Source organism: Pseudoalteromonas haloplanktis ATCC 14393, assembly GCF_000238355.1.
Lineage (GTDB): Bacteria > Pseudomonadota > Gammaproteobacteria > Enterobacterales > Alteromonadaceae > Pseudoalteromonas > Pseudoalteromonas haloplanktis.
On sequence record NZ_AHCA01000011.1, the window covers coordinates 60,857 to 80,028 of the forward strand.

General features: G+C 39.6%; 14 protein-coding genes and 5 tRNA genes. 4 read left to right on the plus strand and 15 right to left on the minus strand.

The genetic code is table 11. The annotated features are described in order from the left end of the window. Positions 1-69: 69 nt before the first annotated feature. Positions 70-786: a DUF1499 domain-containing protein gene (locus tag PHAL_RS0117910; protein WP_016709810.1), complete on the minus strand. Its 717-nt coding sequence runs from the start codon at positions 784-786 to the stop codon at positions 70-72. A gap of 421 nt (positions 787-1,207) precedes the next feature. On the opposite strand from PHAL_RS0117910, the gene PHAL_RS0117915 reads away from it, so the two are divergent. Next, positions 1,208-2,410, plus strand: a complete 1,203-nt coding sequence (locus PHAL_RS0117915) for an MFS transporter (RefSeq protein ID WP_016709811.1) — start codon at positions 1,208-1,210, stop codon at positions 2,408-2,410. Positions 2,411-2,439: 29 nt separating this feature from the next. Here PHAL_RS0117915 and PHAL_RS0117920 read toward each other — a convergent pair whose 3' ends face one another. Together PHAL_RS0117920 and PHAL_RS0117925 are read right to left on the minus strand one after the other, a co-directional pair. Further along, positions 2,440-2,637 carry a helix-turn-helix transcriptional regulator gene (locus PHAL_RS0117920; RefSeq protein WP_016709812.1) on the minus strand — a complete coding sequence of 66 codons (198 nt, stop codon included), beginning with the start codon at positions 2,635-2,637 and terminating at the stop codon, positions 2,440-2,442. Then, positions 2,634-3,068 carry a hypothetical protein gene (locus PHAL_RS0117925; RefSeq protein ID WP_016709813.1) on the minus strand — a complete coding sequence of 145 codons (435 nt, stop codon included), beginning with the start codon at positions 3,066-3,068 and terminating at the stop codon, positions 2,634-2,636. Before PHAL_RS0117925 ends, PHAL_RS0117920 begins: the two co-directional genes overlap by 4 nt. Before the next feature lie 219 nt (positions 3,069-3,287). Between PHAL_RS0117925 and PHAL_RS0117930 the strand changes: the two genes are divergently transcribed. From PHAL_RS0117930 to PHAL_RS0117940, 3 genes are all read left to right on the plus strand, one after another. Next, on the plus strand, positions 3,288-6,536 hold the full coding sequence (locus tag PHAL_RS0117930) for an nSTAND1 domain-containing NTPase (protein ID WP_016709814.1): 3,249 nt from the start codon (positions 3,288-3,290) through the stop codon (positions 6,534-6,536). 21 nt (positions 6,537-6,557) lie between these two features. Beyond that, positions 6,558-6,929, plus strand: coding sequence for a DP-EP family protein (locus tag PHAL_RS0117935; RefSeq protein ID WP_016709815.1), 372 nt, complete (start codon positions 6,558-6,560; stop codon positions 6,927-6,929). A 341-nt stretch (positions 6,930-7,270) separates the two neighbouring features. Then, positions 7,271-8,266, plus strand: coding sequence for a GGDEF domain-containing protein (locus PHAL_RS0117940; protein WP_016709816.1), 996 nt, complete (start codon positions 7,271-7,273; stop codon positions 8,264-8,266). Between the two features lie 25 nt (positions 8,267-8,291). On the opposite strand, the gene PHAL_RS0117945 is transcribed toward PHAL_RS0117940, so the two are convergent. The 12 genes from PHAL_RS0117945 to PHAL_RS0118000 form a co-directional block, all read right to left on the minus strand. Continuing rightward, on the minus strand, positions 8,292-9,179 hold the full coding sequence (locus PHAL_RS0117945; RefSeq protein ID WP_029216228.1) for a tetratricopeptide repeat protein: 888 nt from the start codon (positions 9,177-9,179) through the stop codon (positions 8,292-8,294). 259 nt (positions 9,180-9,438) lie between these two features. Further along, positions 9,439-9,597: a hypothetical protein gene (locus PHAL_RS24395; protein ID WP_016709818.1), complete on the minus strand. Its 159-nt coding sequence runs from the start codon at positions 9,595-9,597 to the stop codon at positions 9,439-9,441. Between the two features lie 126 nt (positions 9,598-9,723). Next, complete coding sequence (locus tag PHAL_RS0117955; protein ID WP_016709819.1) at positions 9,724-10,449, minus strand: hypothetical protein; 726 nt, start codon at positions 10,447-10,449, stop codon at positions 9,724-9,726. Positions 10,450-10,508: 59 nt separating this feature from the next. Next, on the minus strand, positions 10,509-11,861 hold the full coding sequence (locus PHAL_RS0117960; RefSeq protein WP_016709820.1) for a magnesium transporter: 1,353 nt from the start codon (positions 11,859-11,861) through the stop codon (positions 10,509-10,511). 114 nt (positions 11,862-11,975) lie between these two features. Then, positions 11,976-15,056, minus strand: coding sequence for an efflux RND transporter permease subunit (locus PHAL_RS0117965; RefSeq protein WP_016709821.1), 3,081 nt, complete (start codon positions 15,054-15,056; stop codon positions 11,976-11,978). Beyond that, positions 15,053-16,366, minus strand: coding sequence for an efflux RND transporter periplasmic adaptor subunit (locus PHAL_RS0117970; protein WP_016709822.1), 1,314 nt, complete (start codon positions 16,364-16,366; stop codon positions 15,053-15,055). The genes PHAL_RS0117965 and PHAL_RS0117970 overlap by 4 nt, the downstream gene beginning before the upstream one ends. Positions 16,367-16,368: 2 nt before the next feature. Next, positions 16,369-17,775 carry an efflux transporter outer membrane subunit gene (locus tag PHAL_RS0117975; RefSeq protein WP_016709824.1) on the minus strand — a complete coding sequence of 469 codons (1,407 nt, stop codon included), beginning with the start codon at positions 17,773-17,775 and terminating at the stop codon, positions 16,369-16,371. A gap of 259 nt (positions 17,776-18,034) precedes the next feature. Then, positions 18,035-18,110, minus strand: a tRNA-Phe gene (locus PHAL_RS0117980). Between the two features lie 134 nt (positions 18,111-18,244). After that, positions 18,245-18,320 (minus strand) — tRNA-Thr (locus PHAL_RS0117985). Between the two features lie 195 nt (positions 18,321-18,515). Next, positions 18,516-18,591 (minus strand) — tRNA-Phe (locus tag PHAL_RS0117990). A 135-nt stretch (positions 18,592-18,726) separates the two neighbouring features. Continuing rightward, a tRNA-Thr gene (locus PHAL_RS0117995) sits at positions 18,727-18,802 on the minus strand. Positions 18,803-18,874: 72 nt separating this feature from the next. After that, positions 18,875-18,950: transfer RNA gene (locus PHAL_RS0118000), tRNA-Phe, on the minus strand. Positions 18,951-19,172: the final 222 nt, after the last annotated feature.

The window sequence follows — 19,172 nt, forward strand, 5'->3', positions numbered from 1 at the left end:
TAAAAGATCATGACAAGCGCTGATAAAATTAATAATGCCCCGTTACAGGGCACTATTAAACGAATATAACTAAATCGCTGTTAGCTGGGGGTTAATTTGCTCAATAAACTCATGAATACGCGCAGCATTTTTTCCTAAATCACTCTTTCCGACTCGCGACTTACTACGCACATCAACTAACGTGATACCTTGCTTGCTTTTGATTCGAATAACCACATCATCTTTAAAACCAAACCACGCAGTGGTGTCGGTCGCTTCAATAATACCTTGTGATGGATCGGCACTCACTAATTCCCATCCTAACTGCTCAACGGCATTTTTAGCCACGCCAAACACTGTTTTTGTATTATCCGTGTACTTCAAGGTAACTAGTTCAGGGTACGCTTTTAACTGCTGAGCTGCGGTTTCGGCACCTGCATATTCAACAGGGTTTGGGGCATCCACGCGTATTGCAGCAATTGCTACAAACTCTGGTGGTGCTGCAACATCCGTTGAAATATCATGAATTGGCGGTACGCCTTTGGCTTTATTCATTAAGCTCAATGGCATAGCCACTGCGACAATGGCAAAAACAGCACTCACAATTGTTGCTAACCAATTAATGTTTTTACGCATAAATAGTAGTTGCACAGCCAATAATACTAAACCGGCAACGCCTGCATACACACCAAAGCGAATACCTGTAAACGCGGTACTTAAATCCAATATATGCCATTTATATAAAGGCCCAGGTAACACGACTAACAAAATAGCCAATGCACATACAAAACTAACAAGCGCTTTCATTTACGATCTCCGTACAACTATTGAAATGGTTTTAAATCTAAACACCACAATACCTGCTTTTTGTCACTAAAGATCATTTTTTATCACTGTTGAAAGTATTTATTTGCTAGCAAAAAGTTGCATTCCCCATGAAGTTGCTAAAACCAAACATTTATACACTTACTTTCAAACCGAACACTGGTAATACTGACTGCTTAAATGTAAAATTCCTCCATTAAAATTAGAACGTTCCTATTCGAGTAAGAACGCTTCAATCTAACACCATATTTTAAGATCTAAGTTCACCGTTTTTTGGATAAGACGCTGTCTTATTTTTATCATACAATTGCGGTTTAATTCATTCTTCAAAATTGTAGTTCTCAGCTTTTTATTAAATAAATCATTTACATTTTTATCGTCTATCTTTTTACAAGGGTTATCTATGTCAGCTGATATCAGCGCAGCCACTAATACGTTAAGTACGACCGCTATTTTGTTAGTACTTGCTCTGGGCACTTTTATTTTAGGGTTATCGGAGTTTTCGATGATGCCTATGTTGCCGTTATTCAGTGAAACATTTGCCGCAACGCCAGCACAAAGTGGTTATACCATTAGCGCCTATGCAATTGGCGTCGTGATTGGTGCCCCAGTATTTATGATCACTACAGCTAACATGCGAAAACGCAATGCCTTACTATTGTTTGTGTCGATGATGTTTGTATTTAACGGCTTAAGTGCATTTGCAAATTCATTAGAGCAACTTATATTATTTCGTTTTTTAAGCGGTTTACCCCATGGCGCTTATTTTGCCGTAGCTATTTTATTAGCTGCAGATATAGCACCTAGTAATAAACGTGCTAGTTTCATGTCTAAAGTATTTATGGGGCTGACCATCGCTACGATTGTTGGTGTGCCAATGGTCACCTTAATCGGGCAAAATTTTAGCTGGCGTTATTGTTTAGCAGGCACCGCAGTTTTGGCACTTGTTGCTTTAGTACTTATTGTAAAATATATCCCAAATACAAAAAATGCAGCTCCTTCGTCGTTATTAAGCGAGTTAAGTGTATTGAAGAACAAGCTTGTTTGGTCAATATTAGGCATCATTATTGTTGGCTTTGGGGGCGTATTTTGTATTTATACCTATATTGCAGATACAATTTTAGTGGTCACCCATACACCAGCCTACACCATCTCAATCGCAATGGTGATGTTTGGGGTTGGCTGTACGCTAGGAAATTATGTACTAGGTAAAGCAGCGGATCATTCTCCGCTTAAAACGACCGGTGCAGCATTAATAGGCGCTATTATTTTTGCTGTAAGTTACGTACTTGCAAGCCAGCATATTTGGCTACTTTATGCAGTCATATTTTTTATTGGCTTTAGTGTAGGATTGGGCACGGTTATCCAAACTATGTTAATGGACGTATCTCCACATGGCCACGCAATGATTGGCGCACTTGTACAATGCGCATTCAATACTGCAAATGCAATTGGTCCTTGGGTTGGTGGCTTAGCTATTGCACAAGGCGCTCTACCGAATCAAACCGGTTATGTGGCAGCTGCTTTATTTAGCGGTGGCTTTATCATGTGGTTACTCAGTGCATTACAAATGACTAAACGAAAACCGCAATTAGTTGCCCAATAAATAAACTACACTCTGCGTATTGGTCGTGCTTATGCTTCTTCATCTTGAAAAATATCTTCAATTGTTAATTTAAATAACCGAGCAGCTTTAAACGCAAGCGGTAAACTAGGATCAAACTTACCTTTTTCAATCGCATTAACCGTTTGCCTTGATACATCGAGTAACTCTGCTAGTTTTGCTTGCGTTAAATTATGCTCTGCACGTAACACTTTAAGGCGGTTTTTCATTCCTCTTCCTCTGTGCCAAGCTGTTTAGTCATTAGTACAACACACACGAAATAAGTTATCCCCATAAACATCACTAAGTGAGAAATACCTTGTCGTAACGAAATGACCCCACTCGTTTGCAATACCGAATAAGCTAAGCCGAAAACTAAACTGCCACCTAAGGTAATCGCCATCGCATTTAAATGTAGCCGTTGCTGCAATTCATCCAAGCCTGATAAATGACGTTTATTTGCCATAATCATCATTATCCCCGCGCATATATTTATTATCACCGCCACTATGCTAAATAATGTATTCGTTTCAGCCCATAATGATCCCGGCCCTATTGACGCCAGCGCCAACGTTAAAACCCATCCCAAAGTCCACTTTGCTAAATAAATTGTATTGAGTTTGTTGCGTTGCTTGAATGTCAATCCTGTTTGTTGCTTCATGATCCTACCTTCTTAGTAAAGTAAACTTGACCAAGTGTTGTCAATGCCAAACAAAAAGTCAAGCAAGCTTTACACAAAGTCATGTAAGTCATACATAAAAGTTTAATATAGCGAGTGAACATTAAACTCAGAACATTGTATTAACTTACTGCTTACAGTAGGATTAAACTAAACTATTAAGAACACCTCAATTTCAACAATAACAATAATGAGCCCAGCATGAGTAAATCTGTTTTCTTTGTTGGTGAATGGCAAGTAAATCCGGCCACCAATAGTCTAAGACGAGGCGCGCAACTCAAACAGCTTGAGCCCAAAGCGATGGATGTTTTATTGTTATTATGCGAAAAACAAGGAGAATTAGTTAGCAGTGAAGAGATCATTAATCACTGTTGGGCTACGGTCGCGGTAGGCGATAATCCCCTACACAAAGTCATCACGCAATTACGTAAAGCATTTGATGACAAAGCCAATGAGCCGCAATACATAGAGACAATCCGTAAACGCGGCTACCGCGTTATCGCCAAAATAGATTTCCCATTAAATGAAGAACAAAAAGCAACTCACGCAAAATGGCAAGGTAGCTCCCCCTTTGTTGGCTTAAGTGCATTTACACCCAATGAAGCGAAAGTATTTTTTGGTCGAACAAAACAAATTACCACGTTGCTACAACGCGTATCAGCACAAATAAGTTATGGCCGGGCTTTTAGTTTATTGCTTGGCGCTAGCGGCTCAGGTAAATCATCACTGGTCAATGCAGGTATTTTGCCCGCATTAATGAGTGAGTCAGGTTTTGATGGCTTTCGAGTTGAGTCATACTGTCAGCTTGATTTTGCTGATATAACTAAAGGCCGACTATTACTCGATTTAGCCTCTACCCTACTTGATTTAGAAATAAACGATGCTCCCGTTTTCAGCAACATGAGTGCCGAAACTCTGAGCGAGTTATTACAAAACACACCAGAGCACGTCATTAGCTACTGCCAAACGGCTTTAAGTCAGCAAAACAGCGATATTAAACCCTATTTGTTTTTATTTATTGACCGGTTAGAAGTATTACTTTCATCGCCCATTTTTAGTGAGTCAGAGCGCAGCCACTTTTTATCAATTATAGAGTTACTAGCAACCAGTAACTGCATGATTATATTTAGCGCCTGTCGAAATGACTTTTATCCACACGTGGTTAATCAACCCAGCTTAATGGCAGGCAAAGCCAATGGCGCCCACTTTGATTTACTGCCACCAACCCGCTCTGAGCTTAAGCAAATGATCCGCCTACCGGCTTTAGCCGCTGGGCTTAGTTGGCAGCTTGATCCTGAGCACCAAACACCACTGGATGAAACTCTCTGTAACGACACCGCCAATAACCCCGATGCCCTGCCAATGTTGCAATACACCTTGCAACAACTGTACTTACAACGCAGCGAAAACGATGAGTTATTAGTCTCTGAATATCAAGCATTAGGCAACATAGAGGGCGCAATTGGCCAAAAAGCTGAGCACGTATTTACGCAGCTGCCAAAACAACAGCAAGCACAGCTCAGCATGGTTTTATCAAAACTAATTACCCTGCATGTCGATGGTGAGACCCTCACTAGCCGCGCTGCACGTTGGGATGAGCTCACCGATCCTGCACAAATCCAGCTTGCACAAGCGATGGTCGATAGCCGCTTATTTGTATCTCACCTTAAAAATAACCAAGCCTGTTTTAGTTTGGCTCATGAAGCACTACTACGTCATTGGCAACGAGCAATCGACTGGGTAAAAGAGCACCAACAAAGCTTAGCAATTAAAAGTCGCTTACAAATCACCACCGTTCGCTGGTTAAACGAACAAAAGCACGGCGATTATTTATTAGCCCAAGGCAAACCACTGCAAGAAGCACAAAGCCTTGTTAATAATGCTATGTTTAGCCTCTCCCCTGACGAGCTTAGTTTGATCAAAGCATCAAATAGCCGAGCAAAACGTAAAAAAAGAGTGTTGCAAGCCACCGCAGTTACACTTATTTTGCTTAGCTTTATTGCCAGTTTTATGAGCGTGCGTAGTTACCATGCAGAGCAAATAGCCCAACAAAAGCGTTTAGAGGCAGAAAGCCTACTCGGTTTTATGGTCGGAGAATTTGCCGATAAATTGCGTAGCGTTAAACGCATGGACTTACTTGATGGGATTAGTAATAAAGCGCTGGAATATTTTACTAACCAACAGGATAACGACTCGTTATTTAATTTCACCGATAACCAAGCTGACTTTAACAACCGCTTTCAATATGCACAAACCCTTGAGGCCATGGGCGAAGTGGCCTATTCCCGCGGAAAAACAGACGAAGCCTTTACCGCCTTTGAAAACGCCCGCATTCGCCTTGAAACATTATTAATAGCACAGCCAAACAATTTAGAGCTGCTAACCCTTGCAGGTGCCAATGCCTTTTGGTTGGGCCAGTTAAGTTATGATAAAAATGATTACGTTGCCAGTGAGCCACTGTTAAAAAAATACCACGCTTACAGTGAGAGAATGTATTCATTAGCAGCCAATGATTTTAACTCCATTATGGAGCTGTCGTATTCCCATAACTCATTAGGCTCCCTGTATTTAAAGCAACTCAACTATACTGCTGCAAAGCAAAGTTTTACGAAATCGCTAACCCTGAAAAACAAAGCCCTTGAGCTTAAACCCAATAATAAAAACTTATTGCGAGATAAAGCAGATACGATTAGTTGGCTTGCCAGTATTGATGAAAGACTCGGTAATTTGAACGAGGCACTAGCAATGCTTGAACAAGCCAGTGATCAGCTAAATGCCTTACTTATACAAAAGCCTGATGATGCAAGTATCCTTAGCGACATATTTAATATTTACATGCAACAAAGTTATCTTTTAACTTATTTCACAGAACAAAATAACGCTTATTTAAATTCCGAAAAAGCAATGCTTACAATAAGCAAAGCACGTATACAAGACCCTGAAAATGAAAATTTCAAACGTAAATATTACACAGCGCTGTCATATCAATTAATGTTACTAGATATAAATAAGACAAGTAATAAAACGGATGAAATTATCAGTTATATTGATAGTAATGGCCTTTCAAACACAAATGTTGTTAACATGCAAATCAGCTTAATACACTATTTTATCAATCGTGGTAACTTCGAGAAAGCTGAAAGCCTTTTATTTAAAATTGAAAACAACAGTTATTTTAACGAAGCAATTAATGATGCAGCAGAAATAGAAAACAACACTGACCTTATAAAAATATACTTAATAAAAGCAAAACTAGCGAAAGACAAACTAGCCAAACACGCTTTATGCCAAGAAATTATACACACTATAGAGAAAAATAATAATGGAAGCAAAAGCATAAAGTTAATCTACCCGCTCGTGCAAGCTTACACCTGCTTAAACAAAACCAATAATATCAGCAGCATCAAAAACAAATTAACCGAGTTAGGTATAACTAACTTTGATCTATAAGAAATAATAAGAAGGTAATACATGATAGAAAGTCAAACTTACAATTTTACAGTAAATATTGTACTCGACAGCAATAATGAAGCGATATTTACTTACTTCCAAGATGGCCAACAAGTATCAGGTGGTGGCACAGTTAACGAAAGAAACTGCCTAGGCATTTATACGTTAAATGAGACAACTTTTGAACAAGGTTTTAAGTTTACTAGAGCCAAGTTTACTAATATTGAAGGGGAATGTGCTCAAGATTTTAGCTATCTTGTAACTGACGCTGGTAAAACTATTCAAATTTCAGATTCAGATGAAAATAGCGGCACAGCTTGTATGATTTTCACTGCAAAGTATAACGGTGATAACTATGAAAGCGCCGATCCACAAATCAAAAATGAAGGGTAAAACTAATTTCGAGAGGCTTTGTCACAAAGCCTTTCAAATAAGCTATGTTAAGCAGCGCCATTCTAACAATGAATAAAATACTTCTACCTGTAAACATGCGAGCAGGAAGCAACACTAAAACAAGGCATTATTGCTCTGTAAGAGCGAAAAATTAAGCCTGAGCCCAGTCTGCAATCAACAAACCTAAACAAGCAAGATCCTTAGCGTTTGAATGTTTCAATATTTAAAATAAAACATTACAATTCAACATATTAAAACCAGAAGGTTACCAGAAGGTTTATTTGCATTTTTTTAAGTAAATTTATAGACACCAAAACGTATGCGAAAGCGAAGGATCAAACGTGTCTAAGCAAACAAACAACAATAACCAAATACTTAGTGTAATTAAGCAATCCGCAACAACTGGTAAAAGCCTTTCAACCTGCCTCTCTCATTTACAGTTTGGTGCTTTAATTGAATTATTCAACGACACCAGTGAAGGTATTTTTATCATCGATGAGCAAGGCACCTTTGAGTTTGTTAATCCGATGGCGGCACAACTTTTAGGTAACTCTCAGCAATCATTGATTGGGCAAAGCTTGCTACAGTTTTTACACGAAACTGATCGCGACAAATACATGTATACGTTACTAAACTGGTTAGATATAAAAGATACTCGCCTTAACTTTGGTCCTAATGAAGTAAAAATAAATAAAGCGGATGGCAGTATACTGGAAGCCGATTTATCTATTTCTAATATGCCAGAAAGTATAGCATCTGCACAAAAACTTTATGTCTGCATTCTACATGATTTAAGTATTCACAAAGCGACATATAACAAATTAAAAGTACAAGCATCTACAGATCATTTAACTGGGCTTGCTAATCGTTTCACATTAGATGAATCATTAAATAAATATTGGTCAGAAAGCATTCAAAGCCACCAGCCATTGAGTAGTATACTCATTGATGTTGATCACTTTAAAAAGTTTAATGATAGCTATGGTCATATTAAAGGCGATAAGTGTTTGCAAAAAATAGCTAAAGTGATTTTACAATGTATACCATCAAGAGACTGTTTAGCAGCTCGCTATGGCGGTGAAGAATTTGCGGTTATATTACCGCGTTGTAATCGTGACAGTGCCAGCGTTGTTGCTAAACATATTCAACAACAAATTAATGCCATGACATTTACAGATATTGGCTTACCGCCAGAAGTTAAGATTAGTGTTAGCCAAGGTATTGCCTGCGAATTTAATAATCAATATCGTACTTGTGAAGCGCTTATATGCGCTGCAGATACTGCATTATATAGAGCAAAGTCAGATGGCAGAAATAAAATTAGCATTAGTATTTAGTGCCAAATAGTAATTTAAATAAATCTTAGTGTTGCTGTAAGTTTGCTTTAAGCTGATTATAAAGCGTTAAATGGTGCGGGCGCAAATACGCGTGATCCACCGCTGCTAGCCACTTTATAGCCTGCTCATTATCTGCAGCTTGCCAATTCACCTGTGCCAACCTTAACTTATAGGTTGCCTTTATAATGTCATCGCTTGGGGTGACCATATTGCCTAATGCTGCAACATAGTATTTATTTGCTTGCTTATACTCTGAGAGCAACTGATAAGTACGAGCTAAATTGCCTTGCGCTACAATAATTTTATTTTGATGCTGTGTGGGGTAAATCCAGTCAAGTGCTTGCTTGCGGCTCTTTCTAGCATTTTCTAGGTCACCAAGAGCATGGTAAGCATTTGCCTTATTAGAGTGTAATTCAAAATTGAAAATGGGGTCTTTACTTTTACCAAATTTTCGTTCGGTTTTTAATAGCATTTGGAAAGCCGTTTCTTTATTACCAAAAACATACTGTAAATTAGCCAACTCCAGTATCCGCATTGGATCTGAAAACGATTCATACATTTGCTGTATATCGTTAAAAGCTTTGGTTGCATATACTTTTGCACGTTCATTATCATTGTAATAACGTAACATTTTGGCGTAATAAAAATACGTTTGCACTTTAAAAACTTTAGGTAAATCATTTCGATCTGCAAAGGGTTCAACAACAAGCTTTAAGCTTGCGTAGTCATTTTTGTCATAGTAATAATCAAATAAATAAGACTTAGCTTTATACCATTGGGTTGAGTGTAACGCCGATTGCTCGATGACTTCATTTATATAGGTTAAGCACTCTTTTTCGGGTTGCTGTAAGCAAAACTGTTCGTGATCGCTAAAGTGCTCAGATGAATGAGTTACCTTGGATGTAATGCACATAAAAGTAACTAAAAAAAAGTAAATTTCTCTCATGAAGTCGAAATGCAGTAAAGCGATATATTGATTAAAACATATTTGCTTAAGGATATTAACAAATATTACACGATTATATCGGGAGCTGTGCGCTGGCAAAAGATGATAACAAAGAAGTGATCTGGCAATTTAAAAATATTTCATAATTACCAAAGAACGGTTTATTTACATACCATGACTGATAAATAAGCTACATATCAGTCATCAGCATGTTTGAGTGGCGAAATTACGCCACTTTTTTCAGTGCTTTTTTAAGCTTACCAATTTTTGCTTTTTGTTTTGCTACTTTTTCTTTACGTGCGCTGATTTCTTTTTTAATTGATTTCACTTCTTTTTTAGCAAGTTTTACGTCGTTTTTCTTAGCTTTAGCTGGTTTCTTAGTCATTATCTTTCCTTTAAAATAGATGAATCTCGTATTAGTGAGATAGCTACAATATTATATAAAAGTAGTAGTTAATAGCCTGCAACCACTTATTCAATAAAAATTCATAAACCAGTAATAAAACTGCAATTAATTGAATTGATAAGTATAGCCTACACCAAGGTTTGTATCTGAGCCATAATCGCTATTTTGAGTCGCACCAAATACCTTTAACTTTTGTCGTTTATCTATTTGATAACTAGCGCCTAAGGCTGCAAAATAACCAGAGTAGTCATCAGAACCCATTGAATAGGCAGCAGCAGTAATTAATGTCCAATTCCCTGCTAATGGTTTTAATGCAAAAGCCCCTAAATACCCACCATTAGTAGCATTTGGTACTAATACCCAGCCATCCGTAGAAGGCATTTCGATTATAGGGCAATTATTTGACTCTGTTTCACACGCAATATCACCTTCAGTGTGACTATATCCGCCCATAGCAAATATTTGCCACCCCATAGGTTCTATATCAAAGTAGCTCAACGGTATGAATGTACCCACACTGTAACTGGTTTTTTCAGCACCATGGTCAAATGCTTGCTTGCCAAAATTAAAATTGACGATACCAATATCAAATAACCAAGAACCACCAAATCGCCACTCTTCACTTTCTAGACTAATACTTGCATTTAGCTTTCTTATTGGGTCTAAACTAAGTGAACCGCTGACTTTAACTTCATCTGAGTAACTAGCCCCTAACTGCGTAACAACTTTTGTTGGGTCTTCAGTTAATTTATCATCATTTGCCAAAACGCCATTACTGACAATTGCTAAACAGGCCCCTATTAATAATTTTCCATTTAACTCTATACTCATCCCTTTTCCTTTTATTTAAATAACTGTTTATAAAGTAGTATTAAAGTAGTTTATACACATTAAAGCAACAGTAAGCTGCCTAACCCTAAGAATGTCACAAAGCCAACAATATCGGTTACAGTAGTTAAAATTACCGAGCCTGATAACGCCGGATCGATTTTCATTTTATCTAAAATCGATGGGATCACTACACCAGATAAAGAAGCTGCTATTAAATTGAGTAAAATAGCGACTGTAATAGTAATACTCAGCATCACATCACTAAACCACACATACGTAAGTACACCTATAACCATAGCCCATACACAGCCATTTACCGCACCAACTCGAAGCTCTTTTTTAAGTAAAGCTTTTCGGTTTGAATCTGTAACTTGGCCAAGTGCTAAACCACGTACAATAACGGTAAGTGTTTGACTGCCAGCAATCCCCCCCATTGAAGCTACCACAGGCATTAATACTGCAAGTGCAACAACTTGTTCAATTGTCGCACCAAACAAGCCAATAAACCACGACGCTAAAAATGCCGTGGCTAAATTAATACCTAGCCAAATCCCTCGGTTTTTAGCACTTTTGCGTACGCTGGCAAATAGATCTTCGTCTTCGCGTAAACCACCGGCTTTAGCTGCAGCTTCATCGGTTATTTCTTGACGTAATTCGTAGGCTGAAGTGACTTTTAAGCGACCAAGTAATTTGTTATCGACATTCACTACAGGCATTGCCATTCTTTCACTGTGGATCACCACTTCAGCAGCTTCATACAAGTCATCATCAGCATGTAATGATGCCACATCATGTTCAGCAAAACTCAGTAGTGTGTCCGAATCATTCGCTTTAAATAATGCATTGACTGACACCTGACCAATTAAGGTGCCTTTTCGACTCACCAAATAGATCACTTCAGTATATTGCGGTAAGCCTTTTTGTAATATTTTACGCGCTCCCGCAACAGTTAGCTTTTCTGATACTTTAATGGCATCAAAATCAAGCCAGTGACCCAATTGTTCTGGATTGTATTGCTGCGCTAATTCGTATTGCTTAGTTTGCACTTCATCGAGCTGTTGGCGAGCATATTCAACAAAGCGCTCCGGGATAACCTCTTCAAGCTCGAGTAATTCTTCAACACTGACTTCATCAAGTAATTTAAAACCCGCAGCTTCATCAAGAGACTGTAATAACCAACGACAGCTGTCTGCGCCTAAATTTATAAATATTTCGTGTTGGGTATCTTCATCTAATAGCTGCCAAATATCTAAACGCTGCTCTTTTGGCAATGCCTCAAACAATAATGATAAATGCTCAGTTGAGAGAATTTCTTTAGCATCGGCTAAAAGTTTGTTTTTACGCTCTGTGGTATCACATTGCAGAAGCTCATCAATAAGCTGAGGGAGTTGGTCAACTGGGTATTCAATCATGTTGAAGCCTTTGAATTTAACTACTTTGTAGTTAGTTTACCTCAGCTTGAAAAAATAGTTTGAGAAATTTGCAACCTATTCCCCACAACCAAATTAGTCGTGGGGAATAATTAATTATTTAAACCAGCCTTGTACTCGCTCCATCAATAAGTAATTAACGGGTACTAATAACAAGGTAATAAAAGTTGCGAAGATAATGCCAAAACCAAGGCTCACCGCCATCGGGATCAAAAACTGCGCTTGTGTGGCTTTTTCAAACAACAGTGGCATTAAGCCAATGAAGGTAGTTAAACTCGTTAACATAACGGGGCGAAAACGGGCTGCACCAGCACGTTTGACCGCTTCAAGTAAATCACCACCTTCACTGCGCTTTTTGTTTATATAGTCAACCAATACCAGAGAGTCGTTCACGACAACACCAACCAGCGCAAGCATGCCAAGCATACTCATAATGGTTAAATCCATCCCCATGATCCAATGCCCCATCACAGCACCTATCATACCAAATGGGATCACGCTCATGACAATTAGCGGCTGCAAGTATGACTTAAACGGAATTGCTAGTAAGGCATAAATAATAAAGAACACAAACAACAAGCCCCAAGCAAGTGAGCCAAATGACTCTCGCTGCTCTTTAGCTTCCCCCTCTAAGGTGTAATTAACACCAGGATATTGCTGTACTAGCTCGTCTAAATACCCTTTAAGGTCAGCTTGAAGAACCGTCATATTGGTGTTGTTTTTCTCAACATCGGCGGTGACATTTAATGTTCGGTAACGATCAATGCGACGAATACTCGACGGACTCTCACCGGTTACTAACTTTGCAACATGAGATAACGGCACAGTGCCACCATCAGGTAAGTCAATTAAAATGTCAGTTAAATCTGCCACTGAGCGACGCTCATCCAATGGTAATCTCACCATCACACGGACATCGTCACGGCCACGCTGAATACGTTGTGCTTGCGAGCCAAAAAACGAATTACGAATTTGCTGTAATACATCAGTACGATTTAGGCCAAGTGCTAAACCTTGATCGGTCAGCTCAACTTGCAGCTCTTCTTTACCATCTGACAAACTATCTGCAATTTCAAATACTGTAGGATAAGTGGCTAAACGCAGTTTGATTTTCTCAGCGACGGTTTCAAGTGTTTCAATGGTACTGCCTGACAGTTGTACATTGATTGGATCTGAACTTCGGCCAATTTCAGCCCTAAAGGTCATGCTTTCAACCCCAGGGATCACACCAATTAAATCACGCCATTCACTCGATAACTGCTGCGATCCAATATCTGAGTCGCGCTCTTCAGCAGGCGTGATTTCAAAACGCACTGAACCTGTATTTGACGCACCACCACGCCCCCCGGTACTTGCCAAGATATTAAGAATTACACTCTCGCCGTCTTCATCACGGTATTTATCTTGTAACTCTTTAGCTTTATCTGACATCAGCACTATGTATTTGTTAGTCACTTCAAATGGTGTACCAGCTGGGAAAGTGATATTAGCTCGCACAGTTTCACTTGGGATCCGCGGGAAAAATACAAACTTAGTCCAACCACTCGATATAAGCGTTAAAATTATTAAAAATATGCCAACAAACGAGCTTACCGTTGCCAGCTTATTTTTCAGCGCCAAGTTCAAGATCGGCTGATAGTACTTCATAATCGCCATTTCAAAACCATCTGCAAAACGCTGCTGTAGTCGTTCTAATTTAGACGGCTCAGATTTTTGGTTACGTAATTTGATGTATTTTAAATGCGCAGGTAGCACAAATTTAGATTCAATTAACGAGAACAGTAATACCGGAATAACCACTACAGGAATTTGTGCAAACAAAGCACCACGGCCACCTTCAATAAATGCCAACGGTAAAAATGCCGCTACCGTTGTTAAAACACCAAAGGTAACGGGCGTTGCAACTTCTTGCGTACCGCGAATTGCCGCTTGCTCACCCGACTCGGCGGTTTTTAAATGAGTGTAGACATTTTCACCGGTGACAATCGCATCATCAACAACAATACCCAGTACTAAGATAAAACCAAATAAGCTCATTATATTGAGCGTTATACCAAACAACGGCATCGCTAAAAATGCGCCCATAAAGGATACCGGAATACCCACAAACACCCATATCGCAATAGCTGGGCGTAAAAATAGTGTCAGTAGTGCCAGTACTAAAATACCACCTTGAATCGCATTGGTTGTTAGTGTGGCAATACGACCTTTAACAATTTGCGAATCATCGTCCCAATAACTGAGCTGAAAGCCTTGTGGTAGGCTATCTTGCTGTTCATTAATGTAGTCTTTTACTGCATCAGCCACACCAATAGCACTTTGCGGGCCAATACGATAAACATCGATAAATGCAGCTTGTTTACCATTAAAACGGGTGCGTACAGGGGTTTCTTCAAAGTCATCAGTAATACTGGCAATATCACCTAAACGAATAATAGTGCCATCAGCTTGTTGTTTAACAACAATTTGAGCAAACTCATCTTTACGATAGGCCTGACCTTTTGAACGAATAAGTACTTCACCACCTTCGGTTTTTAAGTTACCCGCAGAGACATCAGTACTTGAACGAGAAATCGCAGATGAAATTTGCGCTAAGCTTAAATCATATTGACGTAATATATCTTGGCTTACTTCAACAGCAATTTCGTAATCACGCACCCCGCTTAGTTCAACTTGGGTAATTAACGGAATACGTAGCAAATCATCACGTACTTTTTCAGCATACTCGAGTGTTTCTTTTTCACCATATTCACTCGAAACCGTCACCGCTATTACTTCGCGTATACGTTGGTCAAGGGCAACAACGGGCTTTTCTGCATCCACTGGGAAAGTATTAATGGCATCAACTCGGCTTTTTATATCAGCCAATAAGTCTCGCGCATCGTAGCCTGTTTCAACCTCAATGGTCACTGACGATGAGCCTTCAGAAGAGCTGCTAGAGATTTGCTCAATACCTTCCAAATCTTGTACCGCTTCTTCAATGCGGATAGTAACACCTTTTTCAACATCTTCAGGAGTGGAACCGCGCAAAGTTACTCTTACGCTAATCCGATCCGCTTCAAATGAAGGAAAGACTTCTAAAGGTATTTGGGTTGATAAACTAAATAGCCCAGCCAATACAATACTAATAAGCAATAGATTGGCGGCTACATGGTTTTTAGTAAACCAGGCTATCATTGCTTAGCTCCTTGGCCGCGAGCTTCGCGACGCTGCTTCATTAGCTCTTGAACTGAAATGCCTTGCTCTTTAGCCATAGCTTCCAGTTGCTCTTTAGTTGGGCGCTCACCTCGGCCTTGTTTATTACCACGCGTACTTTGGTAAGCTTGCTCACCCATAATATTTACTTGGGTACCTGAGCTCACTTGACCAAGCGGTGTAATAACTAAGTTGTCGCCTGCTTTTAGACCCGATGCAATAATTGCATCATTGGCATTTTGCCATCTTAAGGTGATGTCTTTACGTTTTAAGACACCTTGCTCTGCAATATACACATAACTGCCTTGGTAAATAGCACTGTTTGGAATGACGATAGCATCTTGTACTTCAACACCTTTAATTTGCGCCGTTATATATTGGCCAATTTTAATTGGGTATTGGTTATTAGCAGTTGCTTTGTATGGATCATTGATTTGACCAACGACATAAAGCTGCTGAGCCGATGAATCAATCGCGCCCTCAGTACGTACTACTTGCCCTTGCCATTGTTGCAAGCCAACCAGATCAGAACGAAAAACTACCGGTGAACCTTGCTCATTACTCACCCCATCACGAAATTGTTCCGGTAATTCAACAAAAGGTAAGTCTTTATTTTTAATCGGCAAACGAATTTCAACGCTGTCGATAGCATAGATAGATGCAAGCTCTGTATTATTATTAACGACTTGCCCTAAATCGACACTGCGACTTAATACTCTACCTGCATAAGGAGCGCTAATTTTTGTGCGTTCTAAATCAAGTTCAGCCTTTTCAAGTTGCGCTTGTGCTGATAACACCTCAGCTTGCGCTGCTGCTAATTGTGGCTGACGTAGCACTAACGAACTTGCTTGTTGGCCATTACCTAAGCGCTGCCAGTCCGTCTGTGCTTGATTGCCACGCGCTTCTTCTTCTAACAAAGCTTGTTGCGCACTTAGTAAATTAGCTTGTGCAGATTTGACCTCGGCACGATGATCTCTATCATCTAATTCAAGTAGCACTTCACCTTTATCAAAAAAGCCACCTTCACGAAATCGGTCACTAATTTTAATGATTTGCCCAGATGCTTGCGACACTAACATACTTTGTGTTCGCGGTTTTACAGTGCCAAAGCTATTGATCATTATTTGATACGGCTTAGCTTCTAGTGGAGAAACAGCCACAGTGACATTTGCTTTAGGAGCAGAGCCAAAACGTCTGGTTTCAGGTGGGTTACCTTTAATAACGACAATCAACGTCGCAGTAACTGCAATTATAATAGTTGGAATTAGAAATTTACGAAGTTTACTGTTCATAATTATTGCTCTTCTGACTCTTGGTTAGGCTCGGAAAAATCGCCACCAAGGGCAATATGTAGCTTTATTCTATTTAGGATTAATTGGTTTTTGATATTGATCACTGAGTTTTGCGCAGTGAAGGAACGATCTTGCGCATCTAATACGGTTGTGTAATCAACTAAACCACTTTGATACTGTTCAAACGAGAGCTGCTCTGCTGTAATAGCGTTAGTTTGTGCTTCGAGGGTTTTCTCGTATCGTTGCTGCAGTGACTGCTCTTGGGTAATCGCATTTTCCACATCACTAAACGCATCGTATAATGACTCAAGATAAACTTGCTCTTGACGTTTCACTGTCAAACGCGCCTGCTCTTCATTAGCAGCCAAGCGACCGCCATCAAATATTGGCATAGCAATGCTGCCCACTAGCGACCACGCTAAACTTGAAGGCGAAAATAAATCGCTAACCCTATCAGTGCTATCACCTAATGACGCAGTCAGATTTAAGCTAGGAAATCGTTGTTTGTGAGCATAAGCTAAACCAGCATCAGTGCTTAATAATTGATACCAACTTGCCATTAAACTTGGTTTACGAGTGATCAGCTCCGATGGCAGGCCGATAGGAATGGGGTTATCGAGTAAAGGTAAATCAGCATCAACGCTCAATGCCCCTTTCGGGTATTCACCAGTTAAACGCTCGAGTACACGAATTGATTCTGTTAAGGTTGCTTGCTGCTCGGCAATATTAGAGCGTTCAGTGTTGAGTTCATTACGAGTCAAATACACATCCAACGCTTCATTAAGCCCTTGGCGATAACCCGACTCAATAATCGAAAGATTTTGCTCTGCAATTTTTTCTCTTTGTTTATAGAGTTCTAATAATTGTTGAGCGGTGATCACATTGAACCAACCACTTACTACATCAGCAACAAGCTGTTGACGAGCTTGCTCAAAGCTTGCCTTCTCTGCCAAGTATTCTAAGTTTGCTTGTCGCTCTGCTGCTGAAAGCTTGCCCCATAAGTCAACTTCATAACTCAATCCAACATCCGCTGAGCTTGCGTTGTTATAACTAACAGGGCGGTTATCTTTACTGCGGCTTGTACGTGCCGATAAGTCTAAGCTTGGCCAAAGCGCAGCACCCGTTGCTAGTAGCTGCTGTTGCTTTATTGCCACATCAAAACCTGCTTGCAATAGCGCTTGATTATATTTAAGCGCTTGCTCCACAAGTGCAAATACTTGTGGGTTTTCTAGTTGCTGCAACCAATTATCAGCAACAACCGCAACGATCTCTTTACTAGAATTTTGCTGCCAGTTACTTGGCAGTGTTTCGAGCTGTTGCACCCGCTCTTGTTGAGTTGGTGAGGTTGTGCATGCGCCAATAAACAACATAGATAATGCAACAATACTCGGCTTTAATTGCCCGTTCATGTTTTACCCTGAATACATCTTTTACTGAGTGTAATTCAATCACTCAAGCCCTAATAGCTCAACTGACTTTACATAACATTACAAACTCTTAGCATACAATGCGTTAAAGTGCTGGATTAGTAAGATAAAAGGTTAAAAGTGAAAGGTGCTAGGTGCTAGAATTAAAAATCACTGCCAAGTAGAAGGTAAACTTTATTATCTAAATAACAACTTATTTCAAAAACAAAAAAGCCCTGCGAGTGCAGGGCTTTAATATAAATGGTGCCTCGACGCGGAATCGAACCACGGACACGAGGATTTTCAATCCTCTGCTCTACCGACTGAGCTATCGAGGCACATTAACTGTGCTGATTCACCGTTAGTTTAACAGTAAATCTAAAAAATGGTGCCGACTAACCGAGTCGAACGGATAACCTGAATGAATTACTGATTACAAGTCAGTTGCTCTTTTCAAATTATCTAAAATAAATGGTGCCGACTAACCGAGTCGAACGGTTGACCTACTGATTACAAGTCAGTTGCTCTACCAGCTGAGCTAAGTCGGCACACTAAACTGTGTGCTAAGGCACGTATCAATTTTGAAGATTGATAAACTTAAATAAATGGTGCACTGAGGCGGCAAAAAATTGTCAGGAACAATTTTTAACATCCGAAGGATGGCCCGCAGGGCAAAATACATGTATGTATTTTGTAATCGAACGTAGTTCGATGACGCATACACCTAAATATCTAACAATAAATGGTGCCTCGACGCGGAATCGAACCACGGACACGAGGATTTTCAATCCTCTGCTCTACCGACTGAGCTATCGAGGCACATTAACTGTGCTGATTCACCGTGAGTTTAACAGTAAATCTAAATAAATGGTGCCGACTAACCAAGTCGAGCGGATAACCTGAATGAATTACTGATTACGAGTCAGTGCTCTTTTTCAAATTATCTAAAATAAATGGTGCCGACTAACCGAGTCGAACGGTTGACCTACTGATTACAAGTCAGTTGCTCTACCAGCTGAGCTAAGTCGGCACACTAAACTGTGTGCTAAGGCACGTGTAATAATGTTTTAATCATTTAATTTAAACACTATTACTAAAACAATGGTGCCCAGACGCGGAATCGAACCACGGACACGAGGATTTTCAATCCTCTGCTCTACCGACTGAGCTATCTGGGCGTGCGGCGTATTAAACTGGTTTTGCCCTTTCAAGTCAACTTTTTTTTTATTCTTTATAACTGTTTGCACAGTTTTCAAACAAAGCGATTAATAAATATAAAGTACGCTGTTTTTTGCAGCAATAACTTTTTATTTTGGGCACTACATAGGTATTTCAATGATGCTTTGTTTATCTAGGCACTAAAAACGTAGTGAATTATTTCTGGTAAATGATAGGATTGA

Bases quoted from the DNA above. Each gene is read 5' to 3' on its own strand.
- PHAL_RS0117955 (WP_016709819.1), bottom strand. From the start codon at position 10,449: ATGAGTATAGAGTTAAATGGAAAATTATTAATAGGGGCCTGTTTAGCA.
- PHAL_RS0117945 (WP_029216228.1), bottom strand. From the start codon at position 9,179: ATGTGCATTACATCCAAGGTAACTCATTCATCTGAGCACTTTAGCGAT.
- PHAL_RS0117930 (WP_016709814.1), top strand. From the start codon at position 3,288: ATGAGTAAATCTGTTTTCTTTGTTGGTGAATGGCAAGTAAATCCGGCC.
- PHAL_RS0117935 (WP_016709815.1), top strand. From the start codon at position 6,558: ATGATAGAAAGTCAAACTTACAATTTTACAGTAAATATTGTACTCGAC.
- PHAL_RS0117965 (WP_016709821.1), bottom strand. From the start codon at position 15,056: ATGATAGCCTGGTTTACTAAAAACCATGTAGCCGCCAATCTATTGCTT.
- PHAL_RS0117915 (WP_016709811.1), top strand. From the start codon at position 1,208: ATGTCAGCTGATATCAGCGCAGCCACTAATACGTTAAGTACGACCGCT.
- PHAL_RS0117975 (WP_016709824.1), bottom strand. From the start codon at position 17,775: ATGAACGGGCAATTAAAGCCGAGTATTGTTGCATTATCTATGTTGTTT.
- PHAL_RS24395 (WP_016709818.1), bottom strand. From the start codon at position 9,597: ATGACTAAGAAACCAGCTAAAGCTAAGAAAAACGACGTAAAACTTGCT.
- PHAL_RS0117925 (WP_016709813.1), bottom strand. From the start codon at position 3,068: ATGAAGCAACAAACAGGATTGACATTCAAGCAACGCAACAAACTCAAT.
- PHAL_RS0117960 (WP_016709820.1), bottom strand. From the start codon at position 11,861: ATGATTGAATACCCAGTTGACCAACTCCCTCAGCTTATTGATGAGCTT.
- PHAL_RS0117910 (WP_016709810.1), bottom strand. From the start codon at position 786: ATGAAAGCGCTTGTTAGTTTTGTATGTGCATTGGCTATTTTGTTAGTC.
- PHAL_RS0117920 (WP_016709812.1), bottom strand. From the start codon at position 2,637: ATGAAAAACCGCCTTAAAGTGTTACGTGCAGAGCATAATTTAACGCAA.
- PHAL_RS0117970 (WP_016709822.1), bottom strand. From the start codon at position 16,366: ATGAACAGTAAACTTCGTAAATTTCTAATTCCAACTATTATAATTGCA.